This window comes from Allobosea sp. TBD101 (assembly GCF_059817965.1).
The window spans coordinates 4,062,645-4,086,421 of record NZ_CM187543.1 but is presented as its reverse complement, the minus strand read 5'-3'; the positions used below and the strand labels follow the sequence as shown (position 1 = coordinate 4,086,421).

22 protein-coding genes are annotated in these 23,777 nt (G+C 66.6%); 17 read left to right on the top strand and 5 right to left on the bottom strand.

Annotated features, from left to right (window positions below; genetic code table 11):
* The first annotated feature begins 8 nt into the window (after positions 1–8).
* The 10 genes from AC6RIC_RS19845 (at position 9) to AC6RIC_RS19800 (ending at position 7,985) form a co-directional block, all read left to right on the top strand.
* Positions 9–473, top strand: coding sequence for a phage GP46 family protein (locus AC6RIC_RS19845; RefSeq protein WP_499733607.1), 465 nt, complete (start codon positions 9–11; stop codon positions 471–473).
* On the top strand, positions 473–1,573 hold the full coding sequence (locus AC6RIC_RS19840; RefSeq protein WP_499733606.1) for a baseplate J/gp47 family protein: 1,101 nt from the start codon (positions 473–475) through the stop codon (positions 1,571–1,573). Before AC6RIC_RS19845 ends, AC6RIC_RS19840 begins: the two co-directional genes overlap by 1 nt.
* Positions 1,570–2,172, top strand: coding sequence for a putative phage tail protein (locus AC6RIC_RS19835; RefSeq protein WP_499733605.1), 603 nt, complete (start codon positions 1,570–1,572; stop codon positions 2,170–2,172). Before AC6RIC_RS19840 ends, AC6RIC_RS19835 begins: the two co-directional genes overlap by 4 nt.
* A 9-nt stretch (positions 2,173–2,181) precedes the next feature.
* Positions 2,182–3,147, top strand: coding sequence for a hypothetical protein (locus tag AC6RIC_RS19830; protein WP_499733604.1), 966 nt, complete (start codon positions 2,182–2,184; stop codon positions 3,145–3,147).
* Positions 3,147–3,656, top strand: coding sequence for a DUF4376 domain-containing protein (locus AC6RIC_RS19825; RefSeq protein ID WP_499733603.1), 510 nt, complete (start codon positions 3,147–3,149; stop codon positions 3,654–3,656). Before AC6RIC_RS19830 ends, AC6RIC_RS19825 begins: the two co-directional genes overlap by 1 nt.
* On the top strand, positions 3,653–4,159 hold the full coding sequence (locus tag AC6RIC_RS19820) for a hypothetical protein (RefSeq protein WP_499733602.1): 507 nt from the start codon (positions 3,653–3,655) through the stop codon (positions 4,157–4,159). The genes AC6RIC_RS19825 and AC6RIC_RS19820 overlap by 4 nt, the downstream gene beginning before the upstream one ends.
* 2 nt (positions 4,160–4,161) lie before the next feature.
* A complete protein-coding gene (locus AC6RIC_RS19815) occupies positions 4,162–4,296 on the top strand; it encodes a hypothetical protein (RefSeq protein ID WP_499733601.1) in 135 nt (44 codons plus the stop codon).
* A 10-nt stretch (positions 4,297–4,306) separates the two neighbouring features.
* A complete protein-coding gene (locus AC6RIC_RS19810; RefSeq protein WP_499733600.1) occupies positions 4,307–4,624 on the top strand; it encodes a hypothetical protein in 318 nt (105 codons plus the stop codon).
* 4 nt (positions 4,625–4,628) lie between these two features.
* On the top strand, positions 4,629–7,175 hold the full coding sequence (locus AC6RIC_RS19805; protein ID WP_499733599.1) for a hypothetical protein: 2,547 nt from the start codon (positions 4,629–4,631) through the stop codon (positions 7,173–7,175).
* Positions 7,176–7,262: 87 nt separating this feature from the next.
* Entirely contained in the window at positions 7,263–7,985 is a 723-nt protein-coding gene (locus AC6RIC_RS19800) for an SOS response-associated peptidase (protein ID WP_499733598.1), read from the top strand.
* 250 nt (positions 7,986–8,235) lie between these two features.
* Here the strand turns inward: AC6RIC_RS19800 and AC6RIC_RS19795 are convergent, their stop codons facing one another.
* Entirely contained in the window at positions 8,236–9,447 is a 1,212-nt protein-coding gene (locus AC6RIC_RS19795) for a cell wall hydrolase (protein ID WP_499733597.1), read from the bottom strand.
* 415 nt (positions 9,448–9,862) lie between these two features.
* Here AC6RIC_RS19795 and AC6RIC_RS19790 point away from each other — a divergent pair, with 415 nt between their 5' ends.
* Entirely contained in the window at positions 9,863–11,095 is a 1,233-nt protein-coding gene (locus AC6RIC_RS19790) for an MFS transporter (protein ID WP_499733596.1), read from the top strand.
* 185 nt (positions 11,096–11,280) lie between these two features.
* Here the strand turns inward: AC6RIC_RS19790 and AC6RIC_RS19785 are convergent, their stop codons facing one another.
* Both AC6RIC_RS19785 and AC6RIC_RS19780 read right to left on the bottom strand, forming a co-directional pair.
* The gene (locus AC6RIC_RS19785; RefSeq protein ID WP_499733595.1) at positions 11,281–12,180 is read right to left on the bottom strand and encodes a LysR family transcriptional regulator; all 900 of its coding nucleotides are present in this window, start codon (positions 12,178–12,180) and stop codon (positions 11,281–11,283) included.
* 217 nt (positions 12,181–12,397) lie between these two features.
* A complete protein-coding gene (locus AC6RIC_RS19780; RefSeq protein ID WP_499733594.1) occupies positions 12,398–13,378 on the bottom strand; it encodes an L-threonylcarbamoyladenylate synthase in 981 nt (326 codons plus the stop codon).
* A gap of 175 nt (positions 13,379–13,553) precedes the next feature.
* Here AC6RIC_RS19780 and AC6RIC_RS19775 point away from each other — a divergent pair, with 175 nt between their 5' ends.
* A complete protein-coding gene (locus tag AC6RIC_RS19775) occupies positions 13,554–15,329 on the top strand; it encodes an acyl-CoA dehydrogenase family protein (RefSeq protein ID WP_499733593.1) in 1,776 nt (591 codons plus the stop codon).
* A 17-nt stretch (positions 15,330–15,346) separates the two neighbouring features.
* On the opposite strand, the gene AC6RIC_RS19770 is transcribed toward AC6RIC_RS19775, so the two are convergent.
* Positions 15,347–16,138, bottom strand: coding sequence for a class I SAM-dependent methyltransferase (locus AC6RIC_RS19770; protein WP_499733592.1), 792 nt, complete (start codon positions 16,136–16,138; stop codon positions 15,347–15,349).
* Between the two features lie 242 nt (positions 16,139–16,380).
* Between AC6RIC_RS19770 and AC6RIC_RS19765 the strand changes: the two genes are divergently transcribed.
* The 4 genes from AC6RIC_RS19765 (at position 16,381) to AC6RIC_RS19750 (ending at position 21,002) form a co-directional block, all read left to right on the top strand.
* Positions 16,381–17,253: an SDR family NAD(P)-dependent oxidoreductase gene (locus AC6RIC_RS19765; RefSeq protein WP_499733591.1), complete on the top strand. Its 873-nt coding sequence runs from the start codon at positions 16,381–16,383 to the stop codon at positions 17,251–17,253.
* Positions 17,237–18,097 (top strand): SDR family oxidoreductase, encoded by an 861-nt coding sequence (locus tag AC6RIC_RS19760; RefSeq protein ID WP_499733590.1) that lies wholly within the window; start codon positions 17,237–17,239, stop codon positions 18,095–18,097. The genes AC6RIC_RS19765 and AC6RIC_RS19760 overlap by 17 nt, the downstream gene beginning before the upstream one ends.
* Before the next feature lie 103 nt (positions 18,098–18,200).
* Positions 18,201–19,190 carry a magnesium transporter CorA family protein gene (locus tag AC6RIC_RS19755; RefSeq protein ID WP_454657795.1) on the top strand — a complete coding sequence of 330 codons (990 nt, stop codon included), beginning with the start codon at positions 18,201–18,203 and terminating at the stop codon, positions 19,188–19,190.
* Between the two features lie 33 nt (positions 19,191–19,223).
* Complete coding sequence (locus AC6RIC_RS19750; protein ID WP_454657794.1) at positions 19,224–21,002, top strand: SLC13 family permease; 1,779 nt, start codon at positions 19,224–19,226, stop codon at positions 21,000–21,002.
* Between the two features lie 55 nt (positions 21,003–21,057).
* Here AC6RIC_RS19750 and AC6RIC_RS19745 read toward each other — a convergent pair whose 3' ends face one another.
* On the bottom strand, positions 21,058–22,101 hold the full coding sequence (locus tag AC6RIC_RS19745) for a magnesium and cobalt transport protein CorA (RefSeq protein WP_499733589.1): 1,044 nt from the start codon (positions 22,099–22,101) through the stop codon (positions 21,058–21,060).
* Positions 22,102–22,389: 288 nt separating this feature from the next.
* On the opposite strand from AC6RIC_RS19745, the gene AC6RIC_RS19740 reads away from it, so the two are divergent.
* On the top strand, positions 22,390–23,757 hold the full coding sequence (locus AC6RIC_RS19740; RefSeq protein ID WP_499733588.1) for a dicarboxylate/amino acid:cation symporter: 1,368 nt from the start codon (positions 22,390–22,392) through the stop codon (positions 23,755–23,757).
* The last annotated feature ends 20 nt before the right edge of the window (positions 23,758–23,777 follow it).

The following is a 23,777-nucleotide window of genomic DNA, read 5'->3' as shown; positions in this document are numbered from 1 at the left end:
TCGGCGCCATGTCCTCGTTCCTCGACGCAGCTCTGGTCTATGACCCGGCAACGCGCCGCGCCGATCTGGCGCTGGGCGACGACTGCGATCTCCTGCTCGACGAAACCGCGCTGACGCCGATGCTGATCTCGCTCGGCACCGATCGCCGGGCCGAGCCCGATGACGAGCTCCCGAGCGGCATCGATGCGCTGAACGCTGCGAACTCCTTCGTCACCCGCCGCGGCTGGGTCGGCGATGCGCTCGATCGGCTCGGCCGCAAGATCGGCTGCCGGATCTGGCTGCTCGATCGCGCCAAGCAGACCGAGACCACGCGCCGCTTCGCCCAGTTCTGGGCGGAGGAGGCCCTGGCCTGGGCGCAGACCGAGCTCGGCCAGGCGGCCGCGGTCAGTGCCGCCTGGGTCAGGCCCGGCCTGCTCGGCCTGCGCTGCTCCGTCGCCGGCCAGGTCGTCGAACGCCAGATCCGGGTGCGCTGATGCCGTTCCCGCTCCCGACCCCCGACGAGATCCTCGGCCGCGCCGAGGCCGAGATGGAGGCGGCGCTGATCGCGCTGCGCCCCGACAAGCCTCCGGCCGCGATCGCACGCGCGGTCCGCTCGGAGAAGGGCCTGATCGCGGCCCATCTGCGCACTGACGCGAACGGTCTCTTCGAAACCCATCTGCATCTGCGCTGGTGGGGCGACCAGTACATGCCGGACACGGCCGAGCGCGAGGCTCTGATCCGCCACGCATCGATCTGGGGCGTGTTCATGCGGCCGGCGACCAAGGCAGTCGGATACGCCGTGTTCACGGGAACGCCGGGTCTGGCGGTGCCGGTCGGCCTGCAATTGCGGACGCCGGGCGGCGGCCTGGCCGAGACCTCGGCCCCCGGGGTTGTCGCCGGCGACGGCACGGTCACGCTTGCCCTGGTCGCAACGGAGGGCGGGCCGGAGGCCAATACCGCCGGGGGAGCCGTCCTGCCGATTGTGACGGCGCTCGCCGGCCTCGATCCGCAGAGCGCCACCCTCGATGTCGGGGGGCTTGCTGGCGGCGCGACCGAGGAGACACCCGAATCGCTGCTGGCGCGGCTGCTGGCGGAGATTCGGGAGCCCGGCCATGGCGGCGCGGGGTTCGACTATCCCAACTGGGTCTTCGCCGCGTTCGCGGCCTCGAAGGTCAAGGCCTTCCCGAACTGGGTCGGCTATGGCACGGTCGGCGTCGTCGTCGCTATGGGCACGGCCACGGTACCGGTCGAACCGACGCCTGCCGAAATCGACGCGATTGCCGCCCATCTCGAGACGCAGCGTCCGGTGACCGCCGAGGTCATCGTCATGAGCTATCTGCCGAAGGTCCAGCCCTACACGATCAAGCTGACACCTGACACTGCGCCCAATCGCGCCGCTGTCGCTGCCGCCCTCGATGAGTTCCACGCCCGCGAAGCCGAGATCGGCGGGACCTTGGCGCATTCGCGGATCTCGGAGGCCATCTCTGCCGCCAATGGCGAATACGCCCATGTTCTGACCGTGCCGGCTGGCGACGTCGTCTGCGCGCCGCGCGAGCTCGCCAGCCGCGGCGCGATCACCTGGGTGGCGCCATGAGCCGGACGAAGGACCAGGCCCAGGCCGACATCGTCAGCCTCGCACCGCGCGGCTGGGTCTGGCCGCATTGCGCGCAAGGCGCCCCGCCAAGCCTGTTTGAAACGCTGTTCAAAGCCAGCGCCGCCGGCACCGCTGCCGTCGAGCTGACGGCTGAACAGATGATGGAGGAGATCGATCCGCGGACCGCAACGTTCCTCCTGCCGGATTTCGAGCGCGTGCTGGGGCCGGATCCGTGCGGCCGCGATCCGTCGACCATGTCGCTCGAACAGCGCCGGCAGCTGGCGCATCAGCGCTGGACGGCTCGGGGCGGCGCCTCGATCCCGTATTTCACGGAGCTCGCTGCTAGGCGCGGCGTCGCCATCACCATCCTCGAGAACCGCACCACGCAGGCCGATGCCGCCCAGGCCGGCGACGAGCTGATCGAAAGCCCCGAGCAATTCGCCTGGACGATCGAGCTCGCGCTGCTCGGAGAGATCGTCGCGAAGGTCGACGAAGCCCAGGCGGGTGATCTGCTGCTCGATATCATCCTGTCCGACGTCGAATGCGACATCCGGCGCGCCAAACCGGCGCATACCGAAGTCGCCTTCCGTTACATCTGAGGCCCATCCATGGACCGTATCCTAGGCGCCAACACCATCGACCTCGGCGGCGGCCGTCGCGGCTTTCGGGGCAAGGACACGGTCGCAGGGATTCCCGGCACCGAGCTTGCGGCCACCTGGCACAACGCCATCCAGGAAGAGATCGTCGGTCTGATCGATCTGGGTCCCGAGGATCCGTCCAACGCGGAAACCCAGCAACTCGGCAGGCTTATCCAGTCAGGGCTCCTGAACTATGCAATTGCCGGCGGCTCGGCCAATGCCTGGACCGCCGATCTCCCGCTCGCTCCGCTCGCCTACCTGGCGGGCATGCCCCTAACAATTGTCGCGCCGGCGACGAACACCGACACCACCGTCAATTGCAATGTCGAAGGTCTCGGCAACCGGCGGATCAAGAGGCTGAACGGCACTGATCCGGCAATCGGCGATTTGGTTGGCGGCCAGCCCTACAGGATGCTCGTCCATGGGGCTAACCTCGTCATCACATCGATGCTGCCTAGCGAAATCGGTGCAGCCCTGACCGGCGAAGGCGGCCGCATCCTCAACTATCGGGTGTACACGACGACGGCGCGCTCGGTACTGACCGGTGCGCTCAACCCCGGCATCGTGCTGTGGTCGCAGACCTTTCCGAAGTTGAAGGACGCGACCCGCCTCGTCTTCGAGGCCTCGCCATCGCTCCGGCTCAATTCGAATGCCTCGACGACCTATGCCCGCGCCCGGCTCAATTCTGATGCCGGCACCGACCGGCTGCAAAACCATTACCTCTTCGCCAACAACGACCCGGACAACTACCAGCCGGTCCAGTTCAACAAGTTCTCGTGGACCGGGATCAACAAGGGCGACGTCCTGATCGAGTTCCGCGTCGGCCAGCAACAGACCAATACCGGGACGATCATCGTCAATCCGTCGAGCGCGGACGGCACCGGCTGGGTCAACGGCTATTCTTCCATCTTCACCGTCTATGAGGTCGAAAACTGATGATGGGCCTGGACCGACCCGAAGTCCGCGCGCTGATCGCGCTCGGCGCCGAGACCGTCATCGAGGCCACCGACGGTTCGATTTCGCATCTTCCGGTGGATCTCGATCTGTCCGGCTACGATGCGGCTCTGGCGGCGGCCGGCGCGGCGATCGCGGCCGAAGCCAGGGGCAAGCTCGTCGCTTATGCTGCTGACCTGCGCTGGCAGCGCGAGCAGGTGGGCGGAAGCTGGAACGGCTGGCCGCTCCATACCGATGACCGCAGCCAGGGCAAGATTCTCTCCGAGCTCCAGGCGATCGTGCAGGGCGTCAGGATCGACGGCGATGGCTGGAAATTCGCGGATGGGCAGTTCCGCCCGGTCTCGAACGCCGACTTCCCTGCGCTGGCGATCGCCGCTCGCGAGCACGTGCGCAATCTCTTCGTGATCGAGGCCGGCGTGCTGATGGCCATCGAGGCCGGCACCGTCTCGACGGCGGAAGAGATCGAGGCCGCCTTTGAGGTGACGCCGTGACCGCGCTGATCGTCCTCGTCGCCTGCGCCGTCCTGAATCGCCTGCGCGGTGATGACCGCTGGAAGCCCGACTGGCTTCCGGGACGCGCCTTATTCTATGTCGCGCCGGCGATCGGCGCCGTTGCCCTGCTGGCGCAACCCTGGCCGGTAGCGCTGGCCTTCGCCGCCGCCTATGCCTTCTGGGCTGTCTGGGGCTGGGGCCATGTCCTGATGCGGGTTGGCGGTCATCGGCCGGACCGATCGCCGGATTTGGTCGAAGCGGTGCTGCTTGCTATGCCCGGCTCGCTCCTGCCGGTATTCGCGCGGATGCTCTTCGTCCTGCCCGGGATCATCGCTATCGCCTGGCTGACCGGCCGGCCGGAGTTCTGGCTGGCGGCGCCGACCTTCGCGGCCATCGCCACGGTCGGCTATCACGTCCTCTTCCGCCCCCTGAACGCCATGGACTGGCTGCGCGCCGAGCTCGCCGTGGGCGCGCTCTGGGGCGTCCTCATCATCGGAGCCTGACCATGCGCGCCCTGACCCTGCTCGTCCTCGCCCTGGCGCTCACCGCCTGCGCCGCTCGCCGCGATGGCCATGATGGCATGGACGGCGCCGGCGTGGCCGCTCTCGTTCGCCACACGCTGAACCAACCGAACCGCTGAAGGAGCGCCCATGACCACCGCGCGCGCAGATCTCGTCACGCTCCAGAGTGCCATCGCTGCCAACGGCCAGACGATCAGCTCGGTCCAGACGATCGGGGCCGGCTTCACGCAAGCCGCGCTCGCCGGCGCCCAGGAGCTCGTCGCCGCGGCCGCCGCCGGCACGGCCGACCGCGTCTTCCTGGTCTATGCGCTCGGCGGCCAGATCTGGGTGGCGAAGGGCAATGACGCGACGGCCGAGCCGCGCGCCCTCGTCGTCCAGGATGGCTGCCTGCCGGTCACGCTGAAGGCCGGCGAGGCGCTCAAGGTCGCTCCGGCGGCGCTGAGCTGATCCGATGCGCTTCCAGTTGGCGCAGGCAGGCTTGAGGCCAGAGCGGTTCGGCAAGGCGACTTGCCGCCTTGGCACGGGTGGTGGTGCCGGCGCTGCGCCTGCTGACTACATCGTCAGCAACGATGCCGAGTTCAGCGCAGCCAATACGGCGGCGACGGCTGGCAAGATCATCGAACTGGCTGACGGCTCTACGTTTGGCGATCTGACTGTCACAAAGGCCGGCATTACGGTTCGCGGTGCTTCAGTCGCCGGTCACGTCATGCGGTCGATCTACGTCAACGCGGCGCAGAACGTTTCCCTGCTCAAGCTGCGGGTCCAGCCGAATGCAGCGCCGCCAGCATGGGGAAGCCAGCCGCCGCCCTTGATCGCCGCCAACGGGAACGTCAACGGCCTCTTGGTCGACGGCTGCGACGTTCGCGGCGGCGATTGGGCGCGGGATTTCATCGCGTTCGATCCCACTGCCGACGCCACCACCTATCCGCAGTTTGGATCGTCGGGTAGCTTCTCGGCGCAGAACAACTTCTTCCAGGCGTGGTACGGCTTCGGTTCGGTCAAAGGCGCGGGCTCGACCATCACCGGCTCGATCACGATCCAGAACAGTACGTTCGCCGACATGTGGGGGCTCATCAAGTTCAACCACATCGGTAATGGCGGCTCGATCACGATCCGCAAGAACAAGCTCCTCCGCCCCTATGGCGACTTCATCTCGTTCGGCTACACCGCTGCCGCGACCTCAGCAAACGGTCCTGTCGACATTTCCGGCAATGTCTTCGCCGACATGTTCTGCCAGCCGCAGGACAACGCCAACCCGCACGGCGATATGGTCCAGATTTTCGCGGCGCAGCCTGGCTATAACTTTCCGATTGCGGGTCTCCTTCTGGCTGGCAATATCGCCCTCCAGAGGCCTGGGGCGCGCGGCCAGCCGCAGCGCGTCTTTATGTCGGACATCAATGACGGATACCCGTTCCTCGCGCCGCGCCTCATCGACAACTTGCTGTCGTCGCGCATCACATCGAAGGGTATCCAGTTCCGCGAAGCCAACACGGGAGCGGCGTGGGCATACATCTTCCGCAACACCCTCCTAACCAACCCTCGCAACAACGCGCCGATCCAAAACGAACTCGTCACGAACTCCGTCTCCGGCGTTACCGCAGAGAACGGAACCACCCTTTCAACGATCGACATCAACGGCGATACCACTTACCCGGATCATCAGTTCATTGATGGCAACTTCGCTGAGGCTTTGATCGCAGTCGGCGGCGCGGCTGGCGCGCTCGGCAACGTCATCACGGGGCGGGGTAATAATACCGCCTCCTACGGCACATGGTTCGATGCCAATGATGCGACATGGGATGGCGCTGATACCGAGGACGAGATCGTTGCAGCTCTGCGCCCGAAGGTGGCCTTTGCGCCGCTCGGAGCCGTGCGCCCGACTGATACTGCCGCCACACTACTAGACCGCTGGGGCGTGCCTGCGAACCGGCCATGGTCTGATCTCCCGAGCTTTGTCGCGTTCGCGCCTGTCGCCGGGGCCACGATTTCGACGGTCTACACTTCGGAGTGGAGCTTCGTTCACTGCTTTGAGAACCGCGCGATCACGGTTCCTGCTGGCGTCAGATATCGCACGGCCGACGACAAGAACGGGACGAACGCGACTGCATGGACGTCGACCGCCAGCACTATAACAGATGGTCGATACCTTCAGCTCGAAGTGACCAGCAGCGCGAGTGGGTCGACCGCCGTCAACGCCAATGTCACCATCGGCGGCGAGACGTTCACTTGGAGCGTCGCGACCGCATCGAGCGCTGTCTTCCCGGTCGTCGCCTTCGCGCATACCGATCCTGACAGGTTCGCGGTCGCTTCGGCCGGAGCGCTGGATACAGTCGATAGCCCGACCGGAACGCTGTTCATCCCGAAGCTCAAGATCGCGGCTGCGCCAGCTTCAAACGTTAGCCTCTACAACTCTGTCGCCGGGACCGCCGTTATTATCGCGCAGGTTCTGACGACTGGCTTCATTCGCGTCACTTTGCGCAATAACGCCGGGACGACCCTCGGCGTCATCAATACCAGCGTCAGCGTCTGCGATAATATCGAGCGTGATGTTTTCATCGCGTGGGATACCTCGCAAGCTCTCGCCGCGAACGGGGCGAAGGTCTTCCTCGACGGCACGGACAGGACAGGCTCAATCACATCTTGGGCCGGCACGGGTTCGGTTGGCTATACTCGCACGCTCGGAAGCGTTCAAATGGGCCTCGGCGGTATCGTCGCGGGGTCAAGCACGGCGAACCTCAGCGGCCAGTGGGGCGGTTTCGTTCTCAATACTCAGGTTCGCGCCGACATCACCGACCCGACTGTTCGGACGCTTTTTACCGCCGATCACATCGGGTCTGACGGCAGCGGGCCGTTTGGCGCTCCGTCTCGCGTCTGTGCTATCGGCAACGCTGCACAGTGGAACGACGCGGGCGGCATCAATCGCGGCACTGGCGCGAAATACATCGCGATTTCTCCGGCTGCCGTCACGGATGTCGGAGCGGGGACGCCGTGGCCCTGATCTAAACCCATCACCCTTTGTAAAGGGGCTGGCCTTCAAGGCCGTTTCAACGCAGCTTCGGGTATCAATCGATCCCATGAGCAGCCCATGTGCGGCCGATTCAGCCAAGCCTATACCTGGGGCGAGATCTACGCGTTCAGCCAGCCGCTAACCACGCCGGAATCGCCGCCCCGGAACGTCCAGGCCCGCTACAATATCGGGCCGACCACGCTGATTGACATCGTTGTACGCACGCCGGCCGGCCCCCAGATCTGGAAGGTCCGCTGGGGCCTGATCCCGCCCTGGCACAAAGGCACGGCGAAGCAGATCAAGCCCCATATCAATTCGCGCATCGAGGGCGTCGACACGAACGGACTGTTCAAGCGCGCCTACGTCAAGAACCGCTGCATCATCCCAGCCAGCGGCTTCTACGAGTGGACCGGCGACGACAGGAACAAGACGCCGCACTACATCAGTGCCCGGGACGGCGCGATCCTCGCCTTCGCCGGCATCTGGGAGCGCTGGCGCGATGAGAACGGCGAGGAGATCATCAGCGCCAGCATCATCACCCGGGACGCCGACCAGTGGATGTCGAAGATCCACCACCGCATGCCGGCGATGCTCCATCCCAACGACTTCGAAGCCTGGCTGGACGGTTCGGCCGGCAAAGAGGTGCTGATGCGCCCGCCGCCCGAGCTCCAGGAGTGGATCGTCGACCGGCGGATGAACAAGACGGGAGTCGGCGACGATGACCCGGCTACGGCCACACCGGCTGAGGAAGAGGCTCCGCCGCCGCCTCCTGAGCCGCCGCCACAAGGGAGCCTGTTCTAGCCGAGCAGCGAGCGGATCGGTTCGGTTAGCCAGTCAGGTGGCAAGCTCTGCAGCATGAAGTGCAGCAGCTCGCGCCAGATCCAGGAGGGGACGTTCCTAAGCATGGGGGCCTCGTCGGGTACGTGATCCGAAGATCCTCCCCACCAATGGTTGAGGCCGAAACCGCCCGTATCCGGGGCGTGTCAGAAACTCAATCTGTTGCCATTTGATTGTTCGCGCGTTGCCATTTGAAAGTTCGCGCTACACCGCGTCAGGTCTGTCCGGGCCGCAGCTGATAGAAGACGTGCTGGCCGATCGTGTCCATCTTCCTGAGCTTCTTCGCCCAGTACGGCCGCACGTAATTGGCGTGATAATGGGTCGAGGCGCCGACTTCCGGCAGATAGGTCGTGCCGTCATAGACCTCGCGCGCGATCCTGACCGCGTCGCGCCAGGAAGCCGGCTCGGTGATGCGCAGCGACTTGCCCTCGCAGGTGAAGGTGAACTGGCAGGCCAGGTAGCGGTTGCTGTTCTGGTAGACCACGCCGCAGACGCTGCTCGGATAGAGCCCGCTCTTCACGCGGTTGAGCACGACCTGCGCCACCGCCGCCTGCCCCTGGAGCGACTCGGAACGGGCTTCGAAATAGACGGCTTCCGCGAGGCAGCGCTGTTCTTTCGCCATGCTCTCCGGCGCGATCAGCTTGGTGTAGTCCTGCTTCACGCCGGGCTCGGCCAGGCGCAGGTCGCGATTGGCTGGCGCCGACGCGAGCGCGATCCGCCCGCGCTGCTGCTGCGGCGCGGAGTGGGCGGGCAGGGCCGACGGCGTCAGCGTGCCGATGATCGAGCCGACGAGCGGCGTCGAGGATGAAACCTGGCTTGCCTGCGGCACCGAGGGCGACGAGCCGTCGATGCTTTCCAGATGGAGTTCAGCCTGGCGCGCCGAGGTGATCTTGGGCTTCAGCGGCGAGACAGGCGAGGAATCCGACAGGGCCGGATCGGTGAGGCCCTCGTCATTGGCGTAGGGCTCGAAGCCGGTTTGCGGCCCGTCGACGGCTTCGGCCGCGCGCATGGCGTCGATCGAGAAGCCGCCGGAGATGAGCTTGGGTTGCGTGTCCCCGAAGACGACGCGCTCCAGTTCGATGGAGGGATGCTCGGTGAGGCCCGGCCGCAGGCTCGGCAGCATGTCGCCTTTGGCGGTGCGGTCGACCTCGGGAAAGGCCGCGGCGGCGGAGCGCTTCATGTCTTCGCGCGGCGCGCGCGGGTCGACGACGATGCGGCGCTCCGGATCCTCGAACGAGAGCTTGGCCTGTGTGACGGCGGAGGTCAGGGCGAGGCCGGGCAGCCGGAAGGCGCTGGCCGCGACCAGCATCGAGGGACCTTCCGCGAGTTCGGAGACAGGGCCCGGAGCGACGCGGGGAATCGCGCTCGACGGCAGGCCGGTCGGCCCGAAATTCTGGCCGGCGGAGGCAGTGAAGGACACGAGCATGCCGACGGACAGGGCCCAGGGCGCGACGGTGCTCGCGGCCCATTTGATGCCGAGGGGGGGCGCCTTCCGCCCATGCCTGTGCACACGCCAATGACTCAAAGCGACACACCCGTCCCGATCGCACGGAACGAAAAACGCAGTCGGTACTCGCGCGCCTTCGTTGGAATCCGTTATCACCTCGGTAAGGTTGAGCGCCGGTTAACAGCGGCGGAGAATCGCGCGCCATGACGGTGCGAGGGCGCACGACTCCTCATCGTCTGGGCATCGCCGAGCGGCTTTCTACCATACGGGGAAAGCGAGAACGCGTCTTGCCTTTCATGCGTCGCCGTGATGCGAGGTTTCACGAAATCGCGTTGGTTGCCGTCTGAGCAGGGCGCTAACGTGTAGCCACACATTCGAGGCTTCGGAGACAGCCATGACGTCCACGCCAGCGCGCAGCTACGCTCCGGAGATCATCGTCGCCGCCGGTTGCCTTATCGCGCTCATCACCTTCGGCCCGCGTGCCAGCGCCGGCTTGTTCCAGATCCCGATGACGATCCAGTTCAACTGGGGCCGCGACATCTTCGGCCTGGCGCTGGCGATCCAGAACCTGCTCTGGGGTCTCGGCGCGCCCTTCGCGGGCGCCATCGCCGATCGCTACGGCACGGCGCGTGTGCTCTGCGTCGGCGCGCTTCTCTACGCTGGCGGCCTCGTCATGATGGCCTATGCGACGACGCCGCTGCAGCTCCATTTCGGCGCCGGCGTGCTGATCGGCTTCGGCCTCTCGGCCTGCTCGTTCAATCTCGTGCTCGCCGCCTTCGGCAAGCTCCTGCCGGAGCAGTGGCGGCCGATGGCCTTCGGCGCCGGCACGGCCGCCGGCTCCTTCGGCCAATTCCTGTTCCCGCCGATCGGCAACATCCTGATCGACACGCTGGGCTGGCAGCAGGCGCTCATCGTCTTCGCCTTCACGCTGCTGCCGATCCTGCCGATCTCGATCGTCATGGCGACGCGCAAGACCGGCGCCGCGGCAGGGGCCGCCGCGGCCAACGTGCCGAACCAGACCATCGTGCAGGCGCTGAGCGAGGCCTTCAAGCATCGCAGCTATGTCCTGCTCGTGCTCGGCTTCTTCACCTGCGGCTTCCAGCTCGCCTTCATCACCGTACATATGCCGGCCTATCTCAAGGATGCCGGCCTGCCGGCCTGGGTCGGTGGCTGGACGCTGGCCGTCATCGGTCTCGCCAATGCCGTGGGCTCGCTCTCCTCGGGCTGGCTCTCGACGCGAATGCCGAAGCGCCATCTCCTCGCCTGGATCTACCTCGGACGAGCCGTGGCGATCGCCGCCTTCATCCTGCTGCCGCCGAGCCCGACCACCGCGATCACCTTCGGTATCGTGATCGGCCTGTTCTGGCTCTCGACCGTGCCGCCGACCTCTTCGCTGGTCATGCTGATGTTCGGCACCAAGTACATGGCGATGCTCTACGGCTTCGCCTTCTTCTCGCACCAGGTCGGCGGTTTTCTGGGCGTCTGGCTCGGCGGCGTGCTCTACGAATCGATGGGCAACTATCAGTTCGTCTGGTGGCTCTCGGTCGCGCTCGGCGTCGCGTCGGCCCTGATCAACCTGCCGATCGTCGAGCGGCCGGTGCACAGGCCGGCAGCGCAGCCCGCCTGAGCGGGAAGACGTTTCCTCGCGCGGCCGATGGCGTCGATGCCGTCGGCTCGCAGGCACTGGCGAGCCTGTTCCCGGTGACGAAATACGGCGGCGTCATCGCTGCCTGCGGGCTGCGCGGGGCATGGAACTGCCGCCCCTGATCGGGCCCCCGCATCCTGCGCGGCGTCGTCGAGATGGGCTGAAGCCTACCCCTCGAACAGCGTCCGCTGCCGCGTGAGTTCGTTGCTGCAGAAATCCATGAAGGCGCGCACGCGCGGCACATGCCGGATATCGGGATGGGTCAGCACCCACAAGCCCGTGGCAAAATCCGGATTGGGCGGCAGTAAACGCATCAGGTCCGGCCGCTGGTCGGCGATGAAGCAGGGCAGCGGCCCGATGCCGAGGCCCTGCGCCACCGCCTCCGCGATCCCCAGCACGGCCGAACTCTTCAGCGCGATCCGCTCCGGCGCGACATGCTCGCGCACGAAGCGGGCGGCCTTCACATGCGAGAGCTGGTCGCCGAGTGCGACCCAGTCGCGCTGGTAGAGCAGGGCGGGGCTGGCTTCCTCTTCGGGCGTGATCCCGTCCGCGGCGCGGCCATAGATCGCCCAGGCGATGGTGGCGATGCGGCGGCCGACCAGCGTCTCGCCCGGCGTGTCGCTGGCGCGGATCGCGATATCGGCATCGCGCTTCGACAGATTGAGCGCCTGGTTGCCGATGACGACATCGAGCCGGATCAGCGGATGCGCCTTGCGAAAGGCGGCGAAGATCGGCAGCAGCACGTTCTGATAGAGCGTATCGGTCGTGGTGATCCGTAATTCGCCGGAGGGCGCGACGTCCCGCCCGGCGAGGCGCCGGGCGAAGGCGGTGACGTCCTCGTCCATCCGGCTTGCCAGCGCAGCCATCTCGGCGCCTGCGACCGTCGCGACATAGCCGGTCTTGCGCCGCTCGAAGAGCGGCAGGCCGACGAGCTCCTCGATCTGGCCGAGCCGCCGGAACACGGTCGAATGATTGACCGAGAGCGCCGCCGCCGCCCCGGTCAGCCCGTCATGATCCGCAATGGCCTTGATCAGCCGGAAATCGTCCCAGGCGAGCTTGGCATTCATCGGCAAGGCATCCTCCTGCGCGCACGCAAGCCGATATCTTGCAGTGATGCAAGTTGGAGGAATTCAAATTCGGGAGAGCGAACCATCTCCGAGCCTCATTCTGAGGAGCGCCGCAGGCGCGTCTCGAAGGATGCTTCAGGAGGCTCTGGTGACATCTGGAGCATCCTTCGAGACGCGAGCCTTCGGCTCGCTCCTCAGGATGAGGGCTATGAGGCCGTCAGCGCGGTGCCGCAGCGCGCCGCAGCCGGTCGTTGATCGCCTCACCGAGTCCATGCTCGGGAATGCGGGCGACGGCGATGGTTCTCCGCCCCATTTCGTCGAGCCGGCGCATGTAGCCGAAGAGATGGGCGGCGGCCTCGCGCAGGTCGCCGCTCGGGCTGAGATTGAGCGAGGCCGGATGCTCATGCGTCTCGGGACCGAAGCCGAGCCAGGCCTCGCCATCGTCCGGAGCGTCGGCATCAAGCCTCACGCGTGCCGCAGGCGCATAATGCGAGGCGAGCATGCCGGGCGAGATCGGCGCATGGCCGGCATCGCCCGCAATCACCAGCGGCCGGCCGATCACGTGCTCGATCGCCTCGCGCGGCACCCCGCCGGGGCGCAGCAGCCGCGGCGCGCCGTCGAGGCAGGCGACGATGGTCGATTCGACGCCGACCTCCGTCGGGCCGGCATCGAGGACAGCGTCGATACGGCCTTCCAGATCGGCCAGAACATGCGCAGCGCTGGTCGCGCTGATCCGGCCGGAGCGATTGGCGGAAGGTGCCGCGATCGGCCGCCCGGCCGCTTCCAGCACGGCATGCGCGACCGGATGCGCCGGAACGCGCAGTGCGACCGAAGGAAGCCCCGCCCGCGCGAGGTCGCTCACCGTGCAGCCTGACGAGGCTGGAACGACAAGCGTCAGCGGCCCCGGCCAGAAGGCTTGCGCCAGCGCCAGCGCATTCGCATCGAAGAGGCCCTGCCGGCGCGCGCTCGCCAGATCGGGCAGATGCGAGATCAGCGGGTTGAAGCTCGGCCGCTCCTTGGCCGCATAGATGCCGGCAACGGCCGTGCCCGAGGTCGCGTCGGCCGCGAGCCCGTAGACCGTTTCGGTCGGCATCGCGACGAGCCCGCCCGCACGCAGCAGTGCCGCAGCCTCAGCGATGCCGGACGCATCGGGGACGAGGAGCTTCGTATGGCGCGGAGCGGGCAGGGAGTGATTCACGGCGAGATTGACCGATGATGGTTTATATATAAACTAACTGACGGGTGCGACACGGGACGAAGGTCGCGCTCGCTTGCGCGTGGCTTAGGCGATAGTTCCTCGCTACCATCGCGGCAACGGCAAATGCAGGCTGCGGCCGCCTTTCGGGCGGGCGCGAGCCTCAGGGAGACGACCTATGAGCTATCGCGCCCCGGTTTCGGACATGCTCTCCACCATGCGCCACGTCGCGGGGCTCGACCGGCTGATTGCCGACGGGCTAGCGCCGGAGCTCGAAGGCGGCGTCGCCGAAGCCGTGCTCGACGAGGCCGCGAAATTCGCCGCCGACGTCATCGCGCCGCTGAACCGCGTCGGCGATCTCAACGGCTCGAAGCTGAAGGACGGCGCGGTTACCACGCCGCCGGGCTGGAAGGAGGCCTACAAGGCCTGGGCCGAGGCCGGCTGGAACGCGCTGCCGGCACCGGAAGCCTATGGCGGGCAGGGCCTGCCGGCTTTGCTGCAATCGGCCTGCATCGAGATGTGGAACTCGGCCGCCTTCGCCTTCGCGCTCGGTCCGCTGCTGACGGTCGGCGCGATCGAGGCGCTCCATGCCCATGGCTCCGACCATCTCAAGGAGACCTATCTCGCCAAGCTCGTCTCCGGCGAGTGGATGGGCACGATGAACCTGACCGAGCCGCAGGCCGGCTCCGACCTCAATGCGCTGCGCAGCAAGGCCGAGCGCGTCGGTGACGGCACCTATCGCATCACCGGCCAGAAGATCTTCATCACCTATGGCGAGCACGACCTGACCGAGAACATCATCCATCTCGTGCTGGCGCGCCTGCCCGACGCCCCTCCCGGCACGCGCGGCATCTCGCTCTTCCTCGTGCCGAAGTTCATGGTCAATGCCGATGGTTCGCTCGGCGCCCATAACGACCTGCGCTGCTCCGGCATCGAGCACAAGCTCGGCATCCATGCCTCGCCGACCTGCTCGATGGCCTTCGGCGACAATGACGGCGCGATCGGCTGGCTGATCGGCGAGGAGAACCGCGGCCTCGCCTGCATGTTCACGATGATGAACAATGCTCGCCTCAACGTCGCGCTGCAGGGCGTCGCCATTGCCGAGCGCGCCTATCAGCAGGCGCTCGCCTTCGCCCATGAGCGCAAGCAGGGCGCAGCGCTCGATGCGCCCAAGGGCGCGCCGATGAGCCCGATCGTCGTCCACCCGGACGTGCGCCGCATGCTGATGGACATGCGCGCCAAGACGCAAGGTGCCCGCGCCATCTCCTATCAGGTCGCGGAGGCGCTCGACCGCTCGCATCGCGAGACCGACGAGGCCAGGCGCAAGGCCGCTTCCGAGCGCGCTGCGATCCTGACACCGATCGCCAAGGCCTATGCCACCGATATCGGCATCGACGTCGCCTCGACCGGCGTGCAGGTCCATGGCGGCATGGGTTTCATCGAGGAGACCGGCGCCGCCCAGCATCTGCGCGATGCCCGCATCGCCGCGATCTACGAGGGCACCAACGGCATCCAGGCCATCGACCTCGTCACCCGCAAGCTGCCGCTATCCGGCGGCGACGCGGTGCATGCCCTCATCAACGAGATGCGCGGCATCGTCTCCGAGGTCGAGCGCGCCAACAATCCGGGCTTCGGCCATGCCGCCGCCCGCCTCGGTGCTGCCGTCGATTCGCTGGAGCGAGCCACGGAATGGATGCTCGGTGCGCTCGGCAGCAAGCCTGCCGACGCGCTAGCCGGGGCCACGCCCTATCTCAAGCTCTTCGCGCTGGCGCAGGGCGGCACGGGACTGGCCAGGAAGGCGCTTGCCACGCGCTCCGAAGCGGATGGCACCGCCGACCTCGCCACGGCCCGCTTCTATGCCGAATGCATTGTGACCGAGGCGCCGGCCCTCGAACTCGCGGTGACGGAGGGCGCCGGCGCCATCGCCGACGCGGCCGCGGTCTTCGCCGCGTGAGCGCAGCCGCGCCCCGTTCAGGCTGCGCCCTTGCGGGCGCGGATATGCAGGAACAGCGGGACGATGTGCGTGTCGGCGAGATAGGGGATGGTCCGCGCCGTCTCGGCATCGACATGCGGCTCGGCCATGTGCTCGATGGTCAGCCCGGCTGCGACGATCATCGCCACCCATTCGCTCAGCGTGCGGTGGAAGCGCGGCACCCGGAACGGCTCGACGCTGGCCTTGACCTCGGTCGGGGCGGCGCCGAAGCGCCAGGTCTCGATCTCGCCGTCGACGCCGTCGAAATAGCGGCCGACCTCGATCGCGCGGATGTTGCCGTCATCGTCGCGCAACACCTTGCGATAGGGCGGAGCAAAGCAGGGGTGGAGAATAGAGAACTGCAAAAAGCCGCCCGGCTTCAGCACGCGCGCGGCTTCCGCCAGCGCCTTGTCCTGAAACGGCATGTCCATCAGCGACATGAAGGCCGTTGCGAAGTCGAACTGTTCGTCCGGGAAGGGCAGGGCGGTGCCGTCCCCGAACCGGTAGTCGATGCCGAGCGGCTTCGCGGCTTCCGCCTCCTGCGCGTGACGCAGGAAGGTCGGTGCGATGTCGACGGCGATCATGCGCCCGCCGGCTTCGGCCAGCTTGCGCGTGTTCGAGCCTTCGCCGCAGCCGATATCGAGGCCATCGAGCCCCGCGATATCTGGCAGGTTAGCGAAGAAGACGGGGCTGTTCAGCGCGTCGCGATAGAGGTCGTAGCCGGCCCGCGCGTGCCGGGTCCATGTCTCGGCATTGGCCTCCCAGCAAGCGGCGACATCGGTGCTGTCCATGGTGCTGCTCCGTTGCGAGGGGAGCGGGGCTATAGAGCAGCGGGTGGCGAGTGGCTAGCGGATTTCCTGTCCCCCTCCACGAGTCATCCCGGGCGCAGCGAAGCGGAGACCCGGGATCCATGCCGGAGCGCTCCCCGCAAAGGTTCAGGCATGGATCCCGGATCGGCGCCGCCGATGCGGCTTGTCCGGGGTGACCCTGGAGGGATGAGGCGGATTGGCCCATCAGGGCCGAGAGTGTTGGCATGACCGTCTCTCTCTCCGGCCGCATCTGCCTCGCCGCGGGTGCCTCGCGCGGCCTCGGACGCGGTATCGCCAAGGCCTTGGGCGAGGCCGGCGCGACCGTCATCGTAACCGGCCGCTCCAGCGAGGCCGGGCCGCGCACCGACCAGCGTTCCGAAACCTTCGAGGACGCCGCTCGCGAGGTCGAGGCGGCCGGCGGCAAGGGCTATCCCTATCGCTGCGACCATACCAGCGAGCGTGATGTCGACGGGCTCGTCGCCTGGACCTTGCGCCGCTTCGGCCGGCTCGATTGCGTCGTCGACGCGGTCTGGGGCGGCAATGAAGGCTATGACGGCGAGCGCTACCCCGACGGTTCCGGCTTCGGCACGCCGTTCTGGCGCCGACCGGTGGCAAGGCTGGGCGAAAGCTTCGAGAGCGGCGTCTATGCGCAGCTTTTGCTGGCGCGGGCGGTGGCGCCGGCCATGGTGCAGGCCCGCTCTGGCCTCATCGTCACGCTGAGCTTCGACATGGCGGGCGCCTATCTCGGCGATGTCTTCTACGACCTCGCCAAGGCGACGATGAACCGGTTGAGCTTCGCGATGGCGGAGGAGCTGAAGCCCTTCGGCGTCACCGCACTGGGCCTGTCGCCCGGCCACGTCCTGACCGAGCGCGTTCGCGACGCGGGGCTCGGCGACCAGACCACCGAAACGCCACTCTATGCCGGCCGCGCCGTCGCGGCACTGGCGGCTGATGCCGATGTCATGCGCCATTCCGGCAAGGTTCTCCATGTCGCCGATCTGGCGCGCGCCTATGGCTTCACCGACCGGGATGGCTCGCAGCCGGCCCGCTACGTCATCGACAATCAGGAGGGAGGCGGCGATGTCGCTCAAGGGTAAGACGCTTTTCATCACCGGCGGCTCGCGCGGCATCGGTCTCGCCATCGCGCTCCGGGCGGCGCGGGACGGCGCCAACGTCACCATCGCCGCCAAGACGGCCGAGCCGCATCCCAAGCTCCCCGGCACGATCTACACTTCGGCCGCCGAGATCGAGGCGGCCGGCGGCAAATGCTTGCCGCTGATGGTCGATGTCCGCGACGAGCAGAGCGTCGCCGAGGCGATCGCCAAGACCGCCGAGACCTTCGGCGGGATCGACATCGTCGTGAACAATGCCAGCGCGATCCAGCTCAGCAACACCCAGATGACCGACATGAAGCGCTTCGATCTGATGCACCAGATCAACACGCGCGGCACCTTCATGGTCTCGAAATATGCCATTCCCCATCTGGAGAAGGCGCAGAACCCGCATATCCTGATGCTGTCGCCGCCGCTCGACATGAAGACGCAGTGGTTCGCGCCGCATCTGGCCTATTCTATCGCGAAATACGGCATGAGCCTGTGCGTGCTCGGCCTCGCCGGTGAGCTGGCGCGCCAGGGCATCGCGGTCAACGCGCTCTGGCCGCGCACCACCATCGCGACGGCGGCTGTCCAAAACCTGCTCGGCGGCGACAAGATGGTGCAGGCGAGCCGCACGCCCGAGATCCTCGCCGACGCCGCCCACATGATCTTCTCGAAGCCCTCCCGCGAATTCTCGGGCCATTTCCTGATCGACGACAGCTTCATGGCCGGCGAGGGCGTCACCGATTTCACCCCGTACCGCGTCGACCCCTCGGTGCCGCTGATGCCGGATTTCTTCGTGCCGGCCGACAGCCTGCCGCCGCAGGGCGTGAAGGGTGGGGTCTGACGGCTCGGCAACGCTTCGATCCGGGCCGTCATCGGTTTGACACGCGGCTCGGATCGGAGTTCCTGCCGGTTTCCATCCCGACCGTGCAGCGAGATTCGCGCCCATGCTGACGATCCACGGCTCGTGCCCCGACACGCGCGACAAGCTCCGCCCCGGCAAGCTCGACGCCTACGGGGACTTTCCCGACGACGTGGTCTGGATCGACCTGCTCAATCCGACGCCGGAGGAGGACAAGCGAGTCGAGAAGCATCTGGGCATCTCGATCCCGACGCGTGAGGAGATGCACGATCTCGAGCCGTCCGAGATCATCTATACCGAGAACGGCGCGCGCTACATGACCGCGCGGATCATCTGCCAATCCGACACCATCGTCCCGCTGCTGGCGGATGTGACCTTCATCCTCACCGACAAGGCGCTGGTCACGGTACGCTATGACGAGCCGGGCGCCTTCAACATCTTCCTCAACCGCGCGACCAAGCCGGGAGGCTGCGGCCAACAGCCGGAAGCGGTGCTGGACGGGCTGATCGAGGCGATCGTCGACCGCGCCGCCGAGGTGCTGCGCGGCGTCGGCGACAAGATCGACATCGCCTCGCGCCGCGTCTTCGCCGGGCGTGGCCAGGATGTCGAGCGCGGCGGCGTCTATCAGGTCGTGATCCAGAAGATCGGCCAGTACGAGCACATCATCTCCAACGTCCGCGAGAGCATGGTTTCGGTTGAGCGCGTACTGCTCTTCCTCTCGGCCAACTATACCCGGCCGAAGAAGGCGCAGACCGGCTTCTCGGCCGAATGGCGCTCCGCGGTGCGTGACGTGCAGGCCATCGAGGAGCACGCAGCCTTCCTGTCGAACAAGCTGCAGTTCATGATGGACGCCACGCTCGGCCTCGTCTCGATCGAGCAGAACAAGATCATCAAGCTGTTCTCGGTCGTCTCCGTCGCGCTGATGCCGCCGACGTTGATCGCCTCGATCTACGGCATGAACTTCAAGACGATGCCGGAGTTGGAGTGGCAGTGGGGCTATCCGCTCGCGGTCGGCCTGATGATCCTGTTCGCGATCCTGCCCTACCTGTTCTTCCGCTGGAAGAAGTGGCTGTGAGGCGCTGACCGCGCGCGATACGTTGAAGGTCGGATGACCCAGCCGCAGATTCTCTCCGTTCTTCTCGTCGCCGGCATGATGGCCGCCTTCCTGTGGGGGCGGCTGCGCTACGATATCGTCGCGATGCTCGCGCTGCTCACCGCTGTCGCGCTCGGGCTGGTGCCGGCGGCGGATGCCTTCAAGGGCTTCTCGGACGACATCGTCATCATCGTCGGCAGCGCGCTGGTCCTCAGCGCTGCGGTCGCACGCTCGCGCATCATCGAGCGATTGTTCTCCAAGCTGGGCACGGGCCTGACCTCGACGCAGCTGCAGGTGCCGCTCCTCGTCTTCGTCGTCGCCGTGATGTCGGCGATCATCAAGAATATCGGCGCGCTCGCGATGATGCTGCCGATCGCCTACCAGCTCGCCCGCAAGAGCGGGAAATCGCCCTCGGTCTTCCTGATGCCGATGGCCTTCGCCTCGCTGCTCGGCGGTATCGTCACGCTGGTCGGCACCTCGCCGAACGTCATCGTCTCCCGCGTCCGGCAGGAGCTCGGCGGCGAGCCCTTCCGGATGTTCGATTTCGCCCCGGTCGGGATCGTTGTGGCCGTTGCCGGCTGCCTTTTCCTCAGCGTCGGTTATCGCCTGCTGCCGCGCAACCGCCGCGGCGCCGTCTCGCTCGACCAGGCGATCGACATCAAGGACTACCTGACCGAGGCCAGGCTCCGAAAGAAATCACCGCTCGCCGGCAAGACGGTCGCCGATCTCAAGGTCATCGGCGGCGGCGGGATCGAGATCGTCTCGATCCTGCGCAACGAGCGCCGTGTGCAGGCGCCGCTCCCCGACGCCTCCCTGCAGGCCGGCGACATCATTCTGCTGCGCGGCGATGCCGCCGTGCTGGAGCGGGTCGTCGCAGAAGGCGGGCTCGATCTCGCCGGCAAGGACCGCCCGACGCAGAAGCAGGACGCGCTCGACCCCGACCGCATCGCCGAGGCGATCATCGGCCCGGACTCGACGCTGATCGGCCAGTCGGCCGGCGATATCGCTCTGCATAGCCGCTTCGGCGTCAACATGATCGCGATCAGCCGCTCCGGCGAGCGCTTCAGCCAGCGGCTGCGCGACATCCGTCTGCGGGCGGGCGACATCGTCGTCATCCAGGGCGACGAGAAGCTGCTGCCGGAAAAGCTCTCCGAACTTGGCCTCCTGCCGCTGGCCGACCGGCTGGTGCCGTTGGGCTCGACACGCCGCGTCGTCCTGACCGTGACGATCGTGCTGGCGGCGATCATAGCGCTCGCGGCCGGGCTCGCGCCGGTGCCGCTCGTCTTCTTCGCCGCCGCCGTGCTGCTGATCGCGTTCCGCTGCGTGCCGCTGCGCGAGGCCTATCAGAGCATCGATGCGCCGATCCTGCTGATGCTGGCGGCGCTGATCCCGGTCTCCGATTCCCTGCGGACGACCGGCGCGACCGATCTCTTCGCCTCCTGGCTCGCGATGATCGGCGGCGGCTTGCCGGGCTGGGCCTCGGTCGCCCTCATTCTTGTCGCGGCGATGGCGGTGACGCCGTTCCTGAACAACGCCGCGACGGTGCTGGTGATGGCGCCGATCGGCGCGGGTTTCGCGAAAAACCTCGGCTACAATCCCGACGCCTTCCTGATGGCGGTGGCGATCGGCGCGGCCTGCGACTTCCTCACGCCGATCGGCCACCAGTGCAACACGCTGGTGATGGGGCCGGGCGGCTATCGCTTCAGCGATTATGCAAGACTCGGCGCGCCGTTGTCGCTGCTGGTCATCCTGCTTGCGGTGCCGATGATCCTGCTGGTCTGGCCGCTGCGCTGAAGCATTTTCGAGCGAAGTGGATACCGGTTCGCGTGAAGAAAATGCGGTATGGCAGCTACAGCCAGCCGTTCTGCTTGAAACGCCAATACAGGATCGAGCAGGTGCAGACGATCAGCGCCAGCACGGAATAATAGCCGTAATACATCTTGAGTTCCGGCATGTTCTCGAAATTCATGCCGTAGATGCCTGCCACCGCCGTCGGCACCGCCAGGATGGCGGCCCAGGATGCCAGGCGCTTGGTGATCAGGCTCTCCTGGCTTTGTCCGACCAGAAGGCTCGCCTCGAAGGCGAAGGCCAGCACCTCGCGCAGGCTGTCGATCTTCTCCTGCACGGTGCGGACATGGTCGGTCACGTCGCGGAACATCGGGGCGAGCGTCGGCCGGACCTGCGGCACCGTGCCGTTCATCAGGCGCTGGCAGACATCGACCAAGGGCGCCACCGCATTGCGCAGGCGCAGCAGGTCGCGCCTGAGCATGTAGAGCCGCTCGATATCGGAGCGCCCCATCGGCTTAGCCAGGATCTTGTCCTCGATCTCCTCGACCTCGTCATGGATCGCTTCCAGCACCGGCATGTAGTTGTCGACGATGAAATCGAGGATCGCGTAGAGGATGAAATCCTCGCCCTTGGCCAGCGAGGTCGGGCAGGTCTCCCAATGCTGCCGCACCGACTTGTACGAGGTCGAGGCGCCGTGCCGGACGCTGACGATATAGCCGCGCCCGACGAAGATATGGGTCTCGCCGAAGGCGATGCGCCCGTCGATCAACTGGGCGGTGCGGGCGACCACGAAGAGCGCGTCGCCATATTGCTCAAGCTTGGGCCGCTGATGCGCGTTAGTAGCGTCCTCGACCGCGAGCGGGTGCAGGTTGAACTGCTGCTGCACGCAGCGCAGCAGCGCGGGCTCCGGCTCGAACAGGCCGATCCAGACGACATGGTCGTCCTTGCGCGCCCATTCGCCGGCTTCCGTCACCGGGATATCGGCGACGCGCACCCCATGGACATAGACGCCTGAGGCGATGACGCCGTCCGGAGGTGGATGGTCCTGCTCGGGCAGCGCTTCCCGCGCGGCGGAGGGGCTGAGCCGAACTTCCGAGACTGACATGCGACCACCTCGCCGATCGCTGGATCATCGACGTGCAGGCTAGAACTGTTCGATCTCCGTGGAAATCACTTTTCCGGCAAACGAGAGCGTTGCCGCGAGGCGATTGGGGCCTGATGAGAACACCGTTCTCGGCGTCGTCGGCTTCATCCTCGCGATGTGCTCCAAAAGAGAATATTTTTATCGCAATTTGCGTGAATTACAAAAATATCTGCTTTTGCGGAGGTCGATCCTGAGAGTGTATAGGAACATTCATCTACGGCCGTGGGCCGAGCTAGAAGAGATCCTGTCATGACCACCGCAATTCCCCGGACCGGCACAGCCGGAGCCGGTTCAAAACCGTTCTATGCCAGCTTCGGCTTCCAGGTCCTGGCCGCCATGGTGATCGGCCTCGTGCTCGGCTGGGTCGCACGCAACATGGGCCCGGTCGCGCCGGGCCAGCCGAATTGGCTGACCGTCACGCTCTCGACCACCGGCTCGATCTTCGTGCAGCTGCTGCAGGCGCTGGTGCCACCCCTGATCTTCACCGCGATCGTCGCCTCGATCAGCAATCTCCGCCAGCTCTCGAATGCCGCCGCGCTGGTCTGGCAGACGCTGCTCTGGTTCGCGATTACCGCCTTCATCGCCGTGCTGATCGGCATCGCGCTCGGCCTTATCATCCAGCCCGGCATCAATGCCGGCGTGGCCGCCGCCAGCGCCAAGGCGCCGGGCTCCGTCGGTTCCTGGCTCGACTTCCTGAAGGGCCTCGTGCCCGCCAACATGTTCGGCCTGCAGGCGACGACGCGCGTCGAAGGCAGTGGCGCGATCACGCGCCTCGGCTTCAACGTGCTGCAATTGCTGGTGATCTCGATCGTCGTCGGCGTCGCGGCGCTGAAGGTCGGCGAGCGCGCCAACAGCTTTCTGGCGCTGAACGAGTCCTTCCTGGCGATCGTCCGCAAGGTCCTGTGGTGGGTGATCCGGCTGACGCCGATCGGCACCATCGGCCTGCTCGGCAATGCCGTGGCGCAGTACGGCTGGCAGACGCTGGAGCAGCTCTCCTGGTACGCCTTCGCCGTCTATCTCGGTCTCGCGATCGTGCTGCTCGTCGTCTACCCCGCGCTGCTCGTGTTGCACGGCCTGTCGCCGGCGCGCTTCTTCGCGGGTGCTTGGCCGGCGATCCAGCTCGCCTTCGTCTCGCGCTCCTCGATCGGCACCTTGCCGGTGACCGAGGCCGTGACCGAGAAGAGCCTCGGCGTGCCCCGCGAATACGCTGCCTTCGCCGTACCGCTCGGCGCGACCACGAAGATGGACGGCTGCGCCGCGATCTACCCGGCGATCTCCGCGATCTTCGTCGCGCAGTTCTACGGCGTGCCGCTCGGCATCCAGGAATATGTCCTGATCGCCTTCGTCTCGGTCATCGGCTCGGCCGCGACCGCCGGCCTCACCGGCGCAACGGTGATGCTGACGCTGACGCTCTCGACGCTCGGCCTGCCGCTGGCCGGTGTCGGCCTGCTGCTCGCGATCGACCCGATCCTCGACATGGGCCGCACGGCGGTGAACGTTGCCGGTCAGGCGCTGGTGCCCACTCTCGTCGCCAAGCGGCAGGGCATGCTCGATCAGGCGCAGTACGACCGCGCCGGCGATATCGAGGCGATCGACGCGACGCCGCGCGCGGCGTGATCACGAATGGCCTGAGGCGG